Origin of the sequence: Oscillibacter sp. 1-3 (assembly GCF_000403435.2) — a bacterium.
Taxonomy (GTDB): domain Bacteria; phylum Bacillota; class Clostridia; order Oscillospirales; family Oscillospiraceae; genus Oscillibacter.
The window spans coordinates 361,048-374,599 of sequence record NZ_KE159710.1; the positions used below are offsets into that span (position 1 = coordinate 361,048).

16 protein-coding genes and 1 pseudogene are annotated in these 13,552 nt (G+C 46.9%); 10 read left to right on the top strand and 7 right to left on the bottom strand.

The window, feature by feature from the left end; genetic code table 11:
• Window positions 1–53: 53 nt before the first annotated feature.
• From C816_RS17610 to C816_RS25125, 8 genes are all read left to right on the top strand, one after another.
• A complete protein-coding gene (locus C816_RS17610) occupies window positions 54–1,367 on the top strand; it encodes a YobI family P-loop NTPase (RefSeq protein WP_016323765.1) in 1,314 nt (437 codons plus the stop codon).
• A 5-nt stretch (window positions 1,368–1,372) separates the two neighbouring features.
• Window positions 1,373–1,624 (top strand): hypothetical protein, encoded by a 252-nt coding sequence (locus C816_RS24610; protein WP_155979076.1) that lies wholly within the window; start codon window positions 1,373–1,375, stop codon window positions 1,622–1,624.
• An 80-nt stretch (window positions 1,625–1,704) separates the two neighbouring features.
• Window positions 1,705–2,616, top strand: a complete 912-nt coding sequence (locus tag C816_RS17615; RefSeq protein WP_155979077.1) for a hypothetical protein — start codon at window positions 1,705–1,707, stop codon at window positions 2,614–2,616.
• A gap of 27 nt (window positions 2,617–2,643) precedes the next feature.
• Entirely contained in the window at window positions 2,644–3,795 is a 1,152-nt protein-coding gene (locus C816_RS17620; protein ID WP_016323767.1) for a hypothetical protein, read from the top strand.
• Window positions 3,796–3,833: 38 nt separating this feature from the next.
• A complete protein-coding gene (locus C816_RS17625; protein WP_016323768.1) occupies window positions 3,834–4,460 on the top strand; it encodes a peptidylprolyl isomerase in 627 nt (208 codons plus the stop codon).
• A gap of 46 nt (window positions 4,461–4,506) precedes the next feature.
• Complete coding sequence (locus C816_RS25115; protein WP_242832249.1) at window positions 4,507–4,827, top strand: SGNH/GDSL hydrolase family protein; 321 nt, start codon at window positions 4,507–4,509, stop codon at window positions 4,825–4,827.
• 11 nt (window positions 4,828–4,838) lie between these two features.
• A complete protein-coding gene (locus tag C816_RS25120) occupies window positions 4,839–5,093 on the top strand; it encodes an SGNH/GDSL hydrolase family protein (protein ID WP_016323770.1) in 255 nt (84 codons plus the stop codon).
• Window positions 5,094–5,279: 186 nt separating this feature from the next.
• Window positions 5,280–5,468: a recombinase family protein gene (locus tag C816_RS25125; protein ID WP_256378434.1), complete on the top strand. Its 189-nt coding sequence runs from the start codon at window positions 5,280–5,282 to the stop codon at window positions 5,466–5,468.
• Between the two features lie 14 nt (window positions 5,469–5,482).
• On the opposite strand, the gene C816_RS23010 is transcribed toward C816_RS25125, so the two are convergent.
• Entirely contained in the window at window positions 5,483–7,015 is a 1,533-nt protein-coding gene (locus C816_RS23010) for an IS3 family transposase (protein ID WP_016320743.1), read from the bottom strand.
• A 244-nt stretch (window positions 7,016–7,259) separates the two neighbouring features.
• On the opposite strand from C816_RS23010, the gene C816_RS25130 reads away from it, so the two are divergent.
• Both C816_RS25130 and C816_RS23015 read left to right on the top strand, forming a co-directional pair.
• Complete coding sequence (locus C816_RS25130) at window positions 7,260–7,475, top strand: hypothetical protein (protein ID WP_242832252.1); 216 nt, start codon at window positions 7,260–7,262, stop codon at window positions 7,473–7,475.
• Window positions 7,476–7,499: 24 nt separating this feature from the next.
• Window positions 7,500–7,685 (top strand): recombinase family protein, encoded by a 186-nt coding sequence (locus tag C816_RS23015; RefSeq protein ID WP_040656000.1) that lies wholly within the window; start codon window positions 7,500–7,502, stop codon window positions 7,683–7,685.
• A gap of 285 nt (window positions 7,686–7,970) precedes the next feature.
• Here the strand turns inward: C816_RS23015 and C816_RS17645 are convergent.
• From C816_RS17645 to C816_RS17665, 6 genes and pseudogenes are all read right to left on the bottom strand, one after another.
• Window positions 7,971–8,402: pseudogene (locus C816_RS17645) on the bottom strand (response regulator); the annotation flags it as partial.
• Window positions 8,403–8,756: 354 nt separating this feature from the next.
• On the bottom strand, window positions 8,757–9,386 hold the full coding sequence (locus C816_RS17650) for a DUF3267 domain-containing protein (protein WP_016323772.1): 630 nt from the start codon (window positions 9,384–9,386) through the stop codon (window positions 8,757–8,759).
• A 26-nt stretch (window positions 9,387–9,412) separates the two neighbouring features.
• Complete coding sequence (locus C816_RS17655) at window positions 9,413–11,791, bottom strand: ABC transporter permease (RefSeq protein ID WP_016323773.1); 2,379 nt, start codon at window positions 11,789–11,791, stop codon at window positions 9,413–9,415.
• Between the two features lie 14 nt (window positions 11,792–11,805).
• The gene (locus C816_RS17660; RefSeq protein WP_016323774.1) at window positions 11,806–12,471 is read right to left on the bottom strand and encodes an ABC transporter ATP-binding protein; all 666 of its coding nucleotides are present in this window, start codon (window positions 12,469–12,471) and stop codon (window positions 11,806–11,808) included.
• Between the two features lie 209 nt (window positions 12,472–12,680).
• On the bottom strand, window positions 12,681–12,854 hold the full coding sequence (locus C816_RS24350; protein WP_016323775.1) for a hypothetical protein: 174 nt from the start codon (window positions 12,852–12,854) through the stop codon (window positions 12,681–12,683).
• The gene (locus tag C816_RS17665; protein WP_016323776.1) at window positions 12,841–13,506 is read right to left on the bottom strand and encodes a CatA-like O-acetyltransferase; all 666 of its coding nucleotides are present in this window, start codon (window positions 13,504–13,506) and stop codon (window positions 12,841–12,843) included. Before C816_RS17665 ends, C816_RS24350 begins: the two co-directional genes overlap by 14 nt.
• Window positions 13,507–13,552 lie beyond the last annotated feature (46 nt).

A 13,552-nucleotide genomic window follows, 5' to 3' on the forward strand; every position in this document is an offset into this window, starting at 1 on the left:
ACAGGCTATGAAATACAACATCGCCTTGGTGTTATCGAAAGGAGGGAATTTGATTGCCCTTTGAGAACAAGTTCAGGCCGCTGACACCCAATGACGCGATTGACCTTCATCATTATCAGGAAGCCTTGGATTACGTATTTTTCAGCGGCAAAATCCGCAATATTGCCCTTACCGGCTCCTACGGTTCCGGGAAAAGCAGCGTTATCCGCAGCTATGAAAATATCCACAAAAAGCAAACCTTCATCCATATTTCCCTGGCCCGATTTGAAGAGCAAGGGCAATCCGCTGGCAATCCGGCCGACCCGACAAAAACGGTAAACATCCTGGAAGGAAAGATCATCAACCAGCTTCTGCACCAAATCCCGGAGAAAGAACTTCCACCGTCCTACATTCAGCCGCAGGGCAGAATCTCCTGGAAACGCCATCTCCTGATGGTGCTGAGCTTCTTGGCTTTTATCGTGTCCGGCATATACGTTTTTCAGTTTCAAAAATTGGTTTCCGCAGTCTCCGGTTTAGGCGAAAGCCAGGTAAAATCCCTTCTGCAAATTACCACCAACCCCTATGGCCGTCTGATTGGCATAGGGTTATTTCTGATTCTGCTTGGCTGCGGGATGTTCTACATTCTGCGGACATACCCTTTCCGGGTATTCTTTAAAAAGGTAGATTTAAAGGGACTTGTGGGTATTGAACTGTTCAGTGCCGAGGAGGATACGTATTTTGACAAATTCCTGCACCGTGTTCTCCAATTATTTGACCAGGCCAACGCCGACGCCATTATTTTCGAGGACTTAGACCGCTACGATGTGACCTTGATCTTTGAAAAGCTCCGGGAGATCAGCGACCTGGCATACAGCCGTGAAAAGCTGGGACTGCGTCAAAGGAAAAAGCCTCTTCGGTTCTTTTATCTCATTCGGGACGACGTGTTCACGGCCTCGGACCGAAGCAAGTTCTTCGATTTTATCATCCCTGTCGTACCCTACGTAGATGCCTCCAATTCCTGCGACCAGCTCTTGCAGCAATTCGAGGAAGCCGGCTTTTCTGGGCTTTTTTCCAAACTGTTTTTACAGGACGTGTCCTTATATCTTGGCGACATGCGCCTGGTTTCCAACATCGTCAACGAATTCAGCGTTTACCGTGGACGCCTCAGCGGCAGCGGGCTGGGGCCACGAAGCCGGACCGGCAGCTGGCCATGGTCATCTATAAAAATCTCTATCCCGAGGATTTCGATTTGCTCCAAAAAGGCCATGGGTATGTTTACGCCCTTTTTGAGCAGAAAAAGCAATTGCTGGGAAGCGCAAAGGCGTGCCTTGAAGATAAATTGCAGGCGCTTCACGACCGCCTTGACAATGCCGGAATGGAAACACTAAGGTCCATGGACGAGCTTAACGCCCTGTACTTCCCCCTCTCAGGGAGCGAGATTACTATTGAAGAAACCGACGTATCGAATCTGAGTCGTATAGAATTGGTCCGCCGGATTTTAGAAAAACCTGATACGGTAAAATACACTTACTTCACAAGGATTAATTATTCCAAATACACCAACACCGAATCTTGGATAGACGTGGCGGAAAACGGGCAGAAATGGAAGCAAATGAGGAGTATATCCGCCGCAAAGCCTATATAGAGGATCAAGGCTCCCAGCGGCAGAAAGAACTCTCGGAAGAAATCTGGAGTTTACAGGAAAAACTGGCAAAATGGGACACCATGAATCTGCGGGAAGTACTTTCGGACCTTGATCCGAAAATGGAAGACACCTTTTGGTCGCCCGAGCTCCCTTCCTATGAACCGAAAAACTATCTGGCAGAAATCCAGAACAGCAAGAATTTCGGTCTTTTAAAATACCTGGTGAGGAACGGCTATATTGACGAAAACTATGCCGCCTATGTCAGCTATTTCTATCCCAACAGCCCTACTGCTCAGGACCGGAACTTTCTTCTGTCCATTACAGATCGCGCATCTTTGGAGTATGTCTACCACTTGGATCAACCAGATGCGGTACTGGAATGCTTGGAGGAAGCAGATTTCTTCCACCGGGAGGTGCGAAATTTCGACTTGCTGTCTTATCTTTTGAGAACCAAAGGCCCCCACCTTCGCACACTTTTGCAAAGCGCTGCGACAGACCAAAGCGCTCATACTTTCTTTGTCGAGTTCTGGCGCACCGGGCGGCGGTCCACTCGCGCTTTCCGTTTCATCTGCGCATTATGCCAGGAACACCCGGAGTGGTTCCGTATATGGTGCGAAAGTAAGTCCATTCTTTTGGAAGGCGAATGGCGGCTTTTCGTCCTGGACGCGCTCTATTTTCTTCCTCCAGAGCGCCTCAGCCGTATCAATAAGGAAAACTGGCTGACCGAGAGAATCTCCGACGATCCAAAATTTCTCCAGCTGGACTCCCCCAATGTCCAGCGGCTCATACCAGCCCTGAAAGCGTTGAGCGTTCGATTCTCCCAAATTGATTACCGGGAGGAGGATATTTCCCTGGTGCGGGAGGTCTGCCAAGAAAATCTCTATACGCTGAATCTCTCCATGTTGAAAACCGCCATGGCAGTTATTTGGAGCATCCCGCCCGCCGAAGTGGAGAGCCGCAGTTATACCCACATCCTCCGCCATCCGGGGTAGCCGCCGTCTCTGCGGATTCTTGGAAACATGGATGTCTACGCCGGTGCGATTCTTCTCGAGAGCGATAGCCGCTTTTTCGACAGCGAAGAGGCCCTCATAGATTTTCTAAACTGCGAAAGCCTCTCTGAGCCGTATAAGGAGGAGTATATCCAGCGGTCAGATACTGTCTTGCCGGACATGAACACCATAGCCTCTCGCACACTTTGGCCTGAATTGATTGGGAGCCAAGCAGTTGCTTATGCTTGGCAGAATATGGCGGATTATTTTGCCGAATTTGGCAGAGATACAGACATCCTCCCGCCGGAACTGGCAGCTTTCATCAACAGCGGCAGCGGCTCTTTAGGCTGGAAGTATGAACAACTGAATCAGCGCATCAACGATCAGGCAGAAAATCTGCGCCAAGCAATTCTTGTCAACGAGGAGCTCTCCCTGGAACGCTATCAGACCGCCTTGGCAGGCATGACTTTCTCCTACAAGAAGTTTCCCCTCCACGGAATTCCTGATGAGCGGATGAAAATTGTCTTGGAGCTGGAAATTGTACCCGTTACCATCGAAAATATCGCAGTAATTAGAGAAGACTATCCGCAGCTTTGGAATGATTTCGTCCTGTCAAAAGACGCAGATGATTTGACAAAGCTGATGGATACCGATGAGGTCCAGCTGACAGAATCAGAGCTGGCAAGCCTTTTGGAGGATGCCCGGATGGAGGACAGCATTGCCGAAAACATGCTGTTCATTTTCTCTAAAACCGTTTCTTTGCAGAATAGAAAATTTTCCACTCCTGTCCGTGCCCGCATTGTAGCGGCCCATCTCGCTCCTGATGATTTGCCGTTCTTGCTGAAATCCTTTACTCAGGAGCCTCTCACTGTTCGTTCCGCATTTTTGGATTACACCGCAACCCATGCGGATTCGATTGCCGACGCGGCAGAGCAAGCCCAGTTTGTCCCTGTAGAGGTCTATGCCGTCTGCTTAAATAAATTGACGGAAGACCGGCTTCTTATCCTGCGGCCTTACCTGGCGGACAAGAATTTTGAGATCGTATGCATGGAAAATAAGAAGCCCAAATTCCCCAATACACCGGAAGTACGGGCAATCCTGGCTACCTTCGAAGCCTATCGCTGGATCTCCAGCTGGAAGAGCAAGGACGGCAAACTCATCGCCTATCCTACGCGCAAATAAATACAGTTAAATAATATCAAACGAAAGGATCTGTCATCGTGAGAAAAAAAGTTTACGCTATCGTATTTATGGCCTGCTTGACGCTGCTTTTGGGCTCCGGCTGTTCCGGGAAACCGTCGGCGGAGACGGAGGTAACCGGCCCCGAGACTCAGCAACCCGAACCCCCGGCGGAGAACTCCTACACCGCAGTCATTGAAATCGAGGGATATGGTACGATCACCCTGGAACTGGATGCCTCCGCAGCGCCTGTGACCACGGAAAATTTCGTGTCGCTGACCCGTGAGGGCTTTTACGACGGGTTGACATTCCACCGCATTATCGAAGGATTCATGATCCAGGGCGGCGATCCAGATGGAAACGGTACAGGCGGCAGTGAACAGACGATCAAAGGAGAGTTCCGCGAAAATGGGGTGGAAAACAGCCTGTCCCATACGCGCGGCGCAATCTCCATGGCCCGCTCCAATGACTACGACAGCGCCAGCTCACAATTCTTCATCGTCCACGAGGACAGCACGTTTCTGGACGGAAGCTACGCCGCGTATGGATATGTGACGGAGGGCATGGAGGTGGTAGACGCCATCTGTGCGGACGCTGAACCAATAGACGGCGACGGCTTTATCGCTCCTGAGAATCAGCCGGTGATTCAAAGTATCACCATTCAGTAAATCGCAAATTACAAAAAACGAGATGAGACGAGAGTGGTGAGACCCTGTGAGACGCCGGATCATGTGCTTTGGAGATTCCAACACCTACGGATATGATCCCCGGTCTTATTTAGGCGGGCGTTACCCAAGATCTGTCCGTTGGACGGGTAGGCTGGAGGAGGACGGCTGGGAGGTCTTTAACCAAGGCGAGAATGGCCGCTCCATCCCCCGGCTGGATTTTGAAATTGAGGCGGCGGTGCAGTCCGTCCCAAAAGCGCGGCCGGATATACTGACGGTCATGCTGGGAAGCAACGACCTGTTACAGTGCCCCGGTCTTACCGCTAGGGTATGCGGGGAACAAATGGAGCGGTTTCTACCGCATTCTTGAGGAAGGTCTCTGTGATTTTGCTGATTGCTCCGCCGCCTATGGAACCGGGGGATTGGGTGCCGAACGAACGCCTGCTGATAGAATCCCAGCGGTTAGCAGGCTGCTATGAAGAACTGGCCCGGCGGTTAAACATCCACTTTGCCAACGCTGGGGCTTGGAATATTGAGCTGACTTACGATGGAGTGCATTTTTCGGAGAGCGGACATCGGGCGTTTACCGATAATCTATTAAAAGTTTTGACTGCCATGTTTCCAGATACGAAATAGCCGGACGCTGATGGAAAATATCCAGATTGTCCGAGGATTCCATGATAAGTGGACAGATTGCACTAGGGGGGTAGTCTGTCCACTTTTATGTATAATCACATAAAACCTTTGTGCCGCAGTGATTTCATTGCGGTATTTTTATTTATAGAAGGAGAATTATAATGAACGTGATACAAAAAGAAGAAAATTGACCTGATTCTGAAGAAGTCTATCAGCCGTTTTGGCCGCAATACAGTGAATATGCTGCGTTCGCTGAGGGATCTGCACGGTTTGGGTGTAGAAGTCTATTTTGAGCAGGAGGATATGAGCCGAACTATGAAGTGCCCCCTGTCAAGTAGACAAAACAGAGAAAAAGAAAGGCAGGAATGGCAATGAGATAGCTTTTGCCTCTATTTCACCCCAGCTGCCAAGAATTCCATAGGCGTCACACACCCAAGCTTTTTTTGGTATCGTTCATGGTTGTAGAAATAGATGTATGCGGCGACCGCCTCGCAAAGCTGGCTGTAGTCATCAAAATGATGTAAATAGTACATCTCGGATTTCAAAGTACCCCAAAATCCTTCCATGGGCGCATTGTCCAGGCATTTTCCTGGACGGGACATACTTTGACAGACACCGGCCTCCTTCATCCTTTTTTGAAAGGCGCGGCTGGTATATTGTGCGCCCCGGTCGCTATGAACCAGCGGATGCGCATCGGGATACTGCCGGAACGCCCATTCAAAGGCTTCGAAGACCAAAGCGATGTTATTACGCTGCCCGAATGAAAAACCTACAATATTCCTTCCGTACAAATCCAGGACTGCGCACAAATAAGCTTTTCCGCTTGTCCCATATTTGAATTCTGTTACATCCGTCAGCCACTTTTCATTTGGTTTCTTTGCCGCAAAGCCCCTGTTCAAAATATTTTCCGCAAGATATTCATCCGAAGACTTCTTCCTGCGTGTCCGCTTTCTTCTCCTGCATACAGAGCGGAGGTCAAGGAGCCGCATCAGCCGGTATACCCTCTTCAGATTACACTTGATTCCATACCGTCGTTCCAAAATGATCTGCATCTGCCGGTAACCGGGAACGCCGTGCTGGCTTTGGTATATTTCAACAATTAGATGAGCCAGCTTTTCGTCTTCCCTCTGCTTGGGACTTGCCGCTCGGTTGAGCCATTTGTAATACCCAGCCCGGCTGACGCCTGCTGCCATACAGAGCTTGCACACAGGCCAGTGATACGTCTCATGCAGTTCCTTGACGGTTTGATAGGCCGTTTCATGCCGGACCCCGCTGAAGTCCGGCAGCTGATTTCTGGGCCAGCATATCTGCTGGTATCTCTGCTGTACCGCCATTTTCATTTCCAGTTCCAGGCTGTTCATCCGCAGGCGCTGGTTCTCCGCGGCAAGGCCGGACGAACGATGGTCACCGTCCAACCCCTCCAAGCCTGCCTTGTGGTATCGCTGTACCCAGCCATAAACCTGCTGATATGTGAACCCGAAGCAAGCCGCGGTCAGCTTGTAGTTTTTTCCATGAGTGATGCAATACTCCACCGCTGCTTTACGCTCTTCATAAGATACCATGGTCAACGGAACACTCCTTCTGCCTCCGGGAGAACGGAATCCTTTTTGACCATTATACAACTTAATCCACTGTTCCAGCTGCGATCTTGACCGCAGCTGATATTTTTTGCAGACTGCCTCTATACTTATCTGACCGGACAGATACAGCTCTGCCGCCTGCTGCTTTACGATTGCGGGATAGTGATGATTCCCCTTCCGGTGACGCAGCCCTTCCTCACCAAACAGATCATAATTCTGAAGCCATTTCTGTAGGGTGCTGCGCTGCACCCCAAATCTTGCTGCGATTTGATTCAGGCTCCCGGCTCCGGCATAGCACTGCTTCACTGCATCGATCTTTGTTTCCGCACTGATTGCTGACATAATGATGCTCCCCTTCGAGTAGTCTGCAAGTTTTTCTCGCTTTGTCTACTCTATGGGGAGCATATCACTATCAAATGGGGAATCAAGAGAGGCTTTGAAAAGGGCACCTCGGGCTGCGCTGAATTTGTGTGTTTTGGGTATAAGCGTGGAGATGATGGAAGGCTGGCTATTGATGAGCCTGACGCTAAAATTGTTCGGAAGATGTTTGAGATGAGGGCTGCTGAAAGTAGGCCTTGTTTGATAAATGGCGAAATTCGCAGGGGCGAGAGATTTTTTCGCCGGTCAAGGCGATTTGACGCCGCTATACTTTGTGTATGGCAAGGAAACTCAACGCGGAGCGGCGGAAAAAGGTTCGCCGCTTGAGCGTTTTGACATTTTTCAAACAAGGCCTAGTCTTGGAGCAATTTCAAAATGGCTGTATGAGAGTAAGGTTCCATCCCCAACAGGGAAACCCCATTAGAGTCGGGAGACAATCAGCAAGCTGTTGAGAAACGAGAAATATGTGGGGGATGTTCTGCTCCAGAAAACCTTTATAGCGGATTTGTTTTCTGGGAAACAGGTTAAGAACCAGGGTGAGTTAGAGAGATTTTTGATACAGGAGCACCACCCGGCGATTGTAGGCAGGGAGCTGTTTGAAACAGTCAATCAGGCACGCGAAATAGATCCATAAAGGACTGATAAAAGTCAATACCGGCAAACAACAAAGTGATTGCTTTTCCCTCTCCGGCATCAGCCTTTCTTCCTGAATCGTTGTGCCGCAAGGGATTCAAAGAAAAATCGATTTTGTCCGTTTACTCCAAAGCCACGGAAATTCATTGGATTTCCGTGGCTTTGGTCTTGCTTTCTGCACTTTTGGGGGCGGTTGAATTTTGTGGCTCCGGTTTGACCCAAGCCGTGACCCATACGGGAACTTGGAGCAGAAATCATCAGAGCGTACCGGAGAGGAAACTCCCTACGAGGGAATCAGAATCAGATCAAAGTCCTTTTGCAGCATAGCAGCCCGCAGCACTCCGGCGCTGGTATCTTCCGCATGGACAAAGAGCAGCTTGTGAAAAGTCGGGGCCTTTTCGCCGGATAACTGCCGGTAGGCGTATCTCACCAGCATATCCTGTAGCAGCATCCCTTTCATTTTGTCCATACACAGCGTCGCGCCCCGTTGCTTGGCCTCCTGTTCGTAGTCCTCTTTATCATGACAGGACACCAGAATAAAAGGCAACTCCTTGTCTGTGGCCCGCACCTCGTCCAGAAAGTCCATGCCGGAACCGTCCGGCAGGTCGAGATCACAGCAGATTACCAGAGGCATTTCCTCTTGGATGACTGTCCGAGCTTCTTTCAGTGTGGAAGCCGTTTCTACCGGGTAGCCTCGTCGTTGTAAATATTTTTGCAGACATCATATATAGGTGTCGCTGTCGTCGATCAGCAGTATCTTTTTCATATGTCCTCACCCACAATATTGATTTACTACAAGCATAAACTACAAATGTTACACAAATGTCCGAGGGGCATTTGATTTCGACAGAAAAACAGGCTGAATTGTTACAAAGCTCGGACATTTCAAAATATTTTATCAAGGGATAGCAAAAAATCAGTGGCGCAGCTAATGAACCGCTCCACTGATTTTCCCAAATGTCCAATTTACTTTTGTGTTTTCTTTCACTTTGCATATTCATTCGTAGTGGCATTTGTTTTCCCTTTTATGGGAATCTATAACAGTAGCACTATGATTAAATAGTATTCGTTCCTATTTCTCAAAAACTACAAAACCACATTCATAAGGATGGTCGCAATACACACTTTCTTGCTTATCAGTGCGGTATAACATACTTTTCAGTATAATTAGAAAATCTCCACCACCCGATAGAATCATGTATTCTGCCAGAAAAAACAGCAGTAATTGATTTACCATTACAGCAACTACTGCAACTCCGCCTCCTAAAACTAATGTAGGCATAGCAACCCCCAAGAGATATTGCCATTTTTTCAGTGGATTTGAACAAGTGCAGTACGGAGAAAAACTACTCCAAATAATTCCAAAATCAATTGAGTGAAAATGATTTTTTGCAAAAAGGCTCCAGGTAATTCCATGTATTAACTCATGCAGAATGGATAGACATAAAATAAGCATAAGTAATGCTACAACAAATCCCCACGAAAGACAATCTAAATCAAAACCATTCACATTATAGTATATCCAAAATGCTAAAGCCATAAATGGCAGCATAATTAAAAGACATAACGGTTTTGCTTGTTGAGTATTGATAATTATATTCTTCATTTTATATCCTTTTTGTTGCATTTCAGAATTGAACTTTTCAAAGTTATTTTTACGATTCAATTCTTTTTCTGTTAATTTTCTTTTATCGTTATCCATAGATAATTCCTCCAAATTTTATACGCTTATTCCATCGCCCGCATTTGTTCAATCAGGGATTGTTTTTTCTGTCTGCGGATTGTCCAAACAGACAAGATCAGCTCCATTCCAAACAATACCAGAATGAACAGGCCCATTTCCAAAACCGGGAATTTGTAGGGTACTACATTTCCGGCAAAAGTATCTATGCTCATTTTTCTGCAAGCAAAGATGGAAACAGGAAGCCCAACAATCAGCATCGCTAATGTTGCAAAGAACGCATAGCATAGGCCCTCGCAGATGTTCATTTTACATAGCTGCTTTTGGGTCAGACCGATGGAACGCAAAACACTGTTTTCTTGCTTTCGGGCTATCTGGTTAGAGAGTGTCGTGTTAATCAGGTTGATAACGCCAAAGAGGAATACCAGCCATGAAAGTACCTCCATGCTGCCAAATGCAAAGGAATTTGTCATTTCTTCATATTCAATCACTGTATTGATTTCATCTAAGGCAATATTACTATGGCTGGCAACAATATTTTTCAATTCAGCCCCCACATAGTCCGTTTTTTTCGGGTCGTTCACGATGCTCCATGAATAATCGAAAGAAGCGATTTCCGGGTGCAGTTCATGGAACAACGCTTCTGGTGCAAAAAGAGTCGCTCCATCTAAGTGCATCCTGCCATGTCCTGAATATGCCTTTGCGGGAGCATATAACCCCGATATAGTAACAGAAACAGATGGCTGTCCCTCTCCAAAAGAAATTTCAACCATTGAGCCAACCCCCATATCTTCATTCTTCTTTACCACATTATAGTCAATTACAATACTACGAGAATCTGTTGGCATGGTTCCCGCTGTCAGAGCTGCTTCAACGGTCGCATAATTCTGGTCGGTCAGCATATCACACATACCACCAGCTTGATGAATCTCCGTTTTATAAGTTGCATGGAGAGATTGCCTGCTTGGAATTATATCAGTAATGCCATCAATAGATAAGATTTCCTGCTTTAATTCCTCATTCAAAGGATTTCCCGCTGCCATAGTTTTTTCTTCTGTTACTTCGGAATCCAAATAAATTTTATAGTCACCGTCTGGGAAAAACTGTCTTGCAAGCGTCTCTGGGGAGCGTAGCAAAACAACGGAGGATACCACAAGCAGGATAATTCCACCCAAACTCAAAGACGCTATAATAGAGATTGTCTTTTTGCGGTCACGCTTAAAATTCGCAATTCCCATTGAAACAGGATTGAGCTTAATATTCTTTTTCCGACTGCGGATGTCCTTTTGCGCCGGGGTAAAACGGACGGCTTCAATGGGGGAAATCCCTGCTGCAATCTTTACTGGCTTACGGATGGAAACAGATACCATGATCCAACTGCTTATGAGTGTCAAAATAACCGTTGTCACATAGGAAACAGCGTTAAATCCCTTGGAAAACAGGAGAAAACCGCCGCATACGCCCAGCACTGTACCAATCAGAATCCCGATACTGCCGAGTTTGTGTCCCTCCTGTTTTACAATCCGCTTGATTTGCTTTGGCGTTGCGCCAATCGTCCGAAGCTGCCCGTAGCTCTGGATTTTGTCATTGATGGAGATACGGAAGATACTCTGGATCACAATATAGCCGCCGATCAGAACAATAGCAATCACACCAACAATCGGTAAAAAATCAAAGGATTTAGAAGCATAAGCAAAATATTTGCTGTTCATTTTGGGCATAGAAAGCTGATATTCCTCCGCAACCTCCCTGCAATAAGAGGTCATCAGTTCTTCGTCCAACTGAACGCTGTTTTTGAAATGGGCATAGGCGCGATACCCAGCGGGGTTAAACCCGTCCCATTCTTTCAGGGCAGCTTTGGAAAGAATGATGGCACAGGTATTCGCTTCTTTTTCATTTACGCTGTCCAGAATGCCGGTAACGACATAATCGCCATGAAAACTCTCTGTATCTAAGGTCACAGTGTCCCCGATCTTGGCATTGTGTCCATAGGTGGAAAGAAAGTATTCGCTTACGACAACTTCATTTGCCTTTTGGGGCAGATTTCCCTCCAATAGCTTCATTTGGTCGCGCCCAATCTCCATCATTTCTGCGTCATTATATACATAAGAGGCATGATAGCCCTGTTCTGAAAGTTCCTCACCCAGCATATAGTAGCCGCCTACGCGCTCAAACTCCGGCACTCCTTTCAGGGTTTCAATGTCGTTTTCCTCTATACCCAGCCAAACCGCCTCATAAGTATCGACAACCTGATTGCGCTGCATTTGTGTCAGGGAAGTAGACACAATTCCCGTAAAGCAGATCAGAAACGCCGCCAGCGCAACGGCGATCACCACCATCAGATTCCGGCGCTTCTCGCTTATCAGACTTTTCTTTGCCAGCTTCTTTGTAATGGCGCTGGTATCATTCTCAAAAGGCCATGTCATAGCCTGCCACCTCCTTATTCCACAATCCTGCCATCCTCAATGCGGACAATCCAATCTGCAAGGCGGGCAATGTCATTGTTGTGGGTAATCATCACGACAGTTTGCCGGAACTCCGCGCTGGTGCGTTTGATAAGCCCCAGCACCTCGGCGCTGGTCTTGCTGTCAAGGTTGCCGGTCGGCTCGTCGGCCAGCACGATAGCCGGTTTGGTAATCAGGGCGCGGGCAATCGCCACACGCTGCTGCTGGCCGCCGGAGAGATTGTTCGGCATATTCTTCAGTTTATCTTCCAGCCCCAGCAGGTGAACAATCTCGTCTAAAAACGTTTGATCCACCGTGTCCCCGTCCAGCTCCACCGGCAGGACGATGTTCTCATACACATTCAGGATGGGAACAAGGTTATAGTTCTGGAAGATAAAACCGATGTTGCGGCGGCGGAAGATGGTGAGCTGTTCGTCGTTCTTCTTTGCCAGTTCTTCGCCCCGGACAATCACGGTTCCGCTGGTGGGAGTGTCCAGCCCGCCCATCATGTGAAGCAGGGTGGACTTGCCGCTGCCGGAGGTTCCCACAACGGCCACAAATTCGCCCTCGTCCACGGAGAAGTTCACGCCGTCAAGGGCGCGGGTGATGTTCGGCTCTGTGCCGTAATACTTTTTCAGGTCAATCGTCTGTAAAACGCTCATACTCAAAACTCCTTTCAAGGCTTTCTGGCTGTTGATAAGGCTATTGTAAAACCCAAATGTCCGCGAAATGTTGCAGCGGACCAAAAAAATCATTAAAAATCGGGGTGAAATGTTACAACGCTCGGACATTTCAAAAAAATTTACGGCGGGCAGCCGGAAATGGCCGTCCGCCGCGTTCTATTTTATTGAAATTGAAAGACAGCAGTAGCTCAAAGCAAGCTGCCTTTCAGCCCTTTTTTGAAAACTAATACGGCTCTTTCTGTTCCCCAAAATGACATTGTGACAAGCCGATAACTTTGCTTTTCCATTTCTTCTATTTTTGCATTGATTTTCTCTGTTACATTTTCAACGGTAATTTCTTCGACTAATTCAGTCCAATACATCTTTATTACCTCCGTCAAGTGCATTTATCAGTTCTTGTACCTCATTAAAAAATCTACACAAATGAAACCCATCTGCCACAGCATGATGAATGTTCATAGTAAGCGGCATCATGTACCTGCCATGTGACATTTCATATTTTCCCCAAGTAATGACTGGTGCAAGAAATTTACCCTCATCAAAAACATGAACATCAAAGTGGCTGTATTTTACCCATGGTAAACAAGATACATCAAAAAAGTTCAAGGGCTGGTTTTCCACAAAAGCACGATCCGCTTCATGTTTTTCTTTGTCAACCATGAAACGCTCAGAAAATTCAAATATATCATCAGAAAATTCCGTGACTAATTTTGTGAAATTTTCATCTTCTTTATGAAATTCTGTATATGACGGACTAATAAAATTCCATTTTATTAGATCACCAGTATCGTTCCAGCTATATTTGAACTCATCATGTGTATTAACAACTTTTGATACAATCCATATCATAGACGGATAAAATTTCAGATTATTTCTCTTTGAAAATTCTATTAGATTTGTCACATCAATCTCCACAGTTAAGCTCATAACAATACGCATATTTTCAATGTAGCTCTTAAATAGCTTTCCTCTGCTCCACTCATTCAAATCAATTTTTGTATAGCTCATTTCCATATTCATTCTCCTTTTCATTTTTAAACTTTTTAAGAAAACACAAGCC

Coding starts and splice junctions, on each gene's coding strand:
- C816_RS25130 (WP_242832252.1), top strand. CDS start 7,260: ATGGCGAAATTCGCAGGGGCGAGAGATTTTTTCGCCGGTCAAGGCGAT.
- C816_RS17650 (WP_016323772.1), bottom strand. CDS start 9,386: ATGGATAACGATAAAAGAAAATTAACAGAAAAAGAATTGAATCGTAAA.
- C816_RS17660 (WP_016323774.1), bottom strand. CDS start 12,471: ATGAGCGTTTTACAGACGATTGACCTGAAAAAGTATTACGGCACAGAG.
- C816_RS17620 (WP_016323767.1), top strand. CDS start 2,644: ATGGATGTCTACGCCGGTGCGATTCTTCTCGAGAGCGATAGCCGCTTT.
- C816_RS24350 (WP_016323775.1), bottom strand. CDS start 12,854: ATGTATTGGACTGAATTAGTCGAAGAAATTACCGTTGAAAATGTAACA.
- C816_RS17615 (WP_155979077.1), top strand. CDS start 1,705: ATGAATCTGCGGGAAGTACTTTCGGACCTTGATCCGAAAATGGAAGAC.
- C816_RS24610 (WP_155979076.1), top strand. CDS start 1,373: ATGGACGAGCTTAACGCCCTGTACTTCCCCCTCTCAGGGAGCGAGATT.
- C816_RS17665 (WP_016323776.1), bottom strand. CDS start 13,506: ATGGAAATGAGCTATACAAAAATTGATTTGAATGAGTGGAGCAGAGGA.
- C816_RS23010 (WP_016320743.1), bottom strand. CDS start 7,015: ATGTCAGCAATCAGTGCGGAAACAAAGATCGATGCAGTGAAGCAGTGC.
- C816_RS17655 (WP_016323773.1), bottom strand. CDS start 11,791: ATGACATGGCCTTTTGAGAATGATACCAGCGCCATTACAAAGAAGCTG.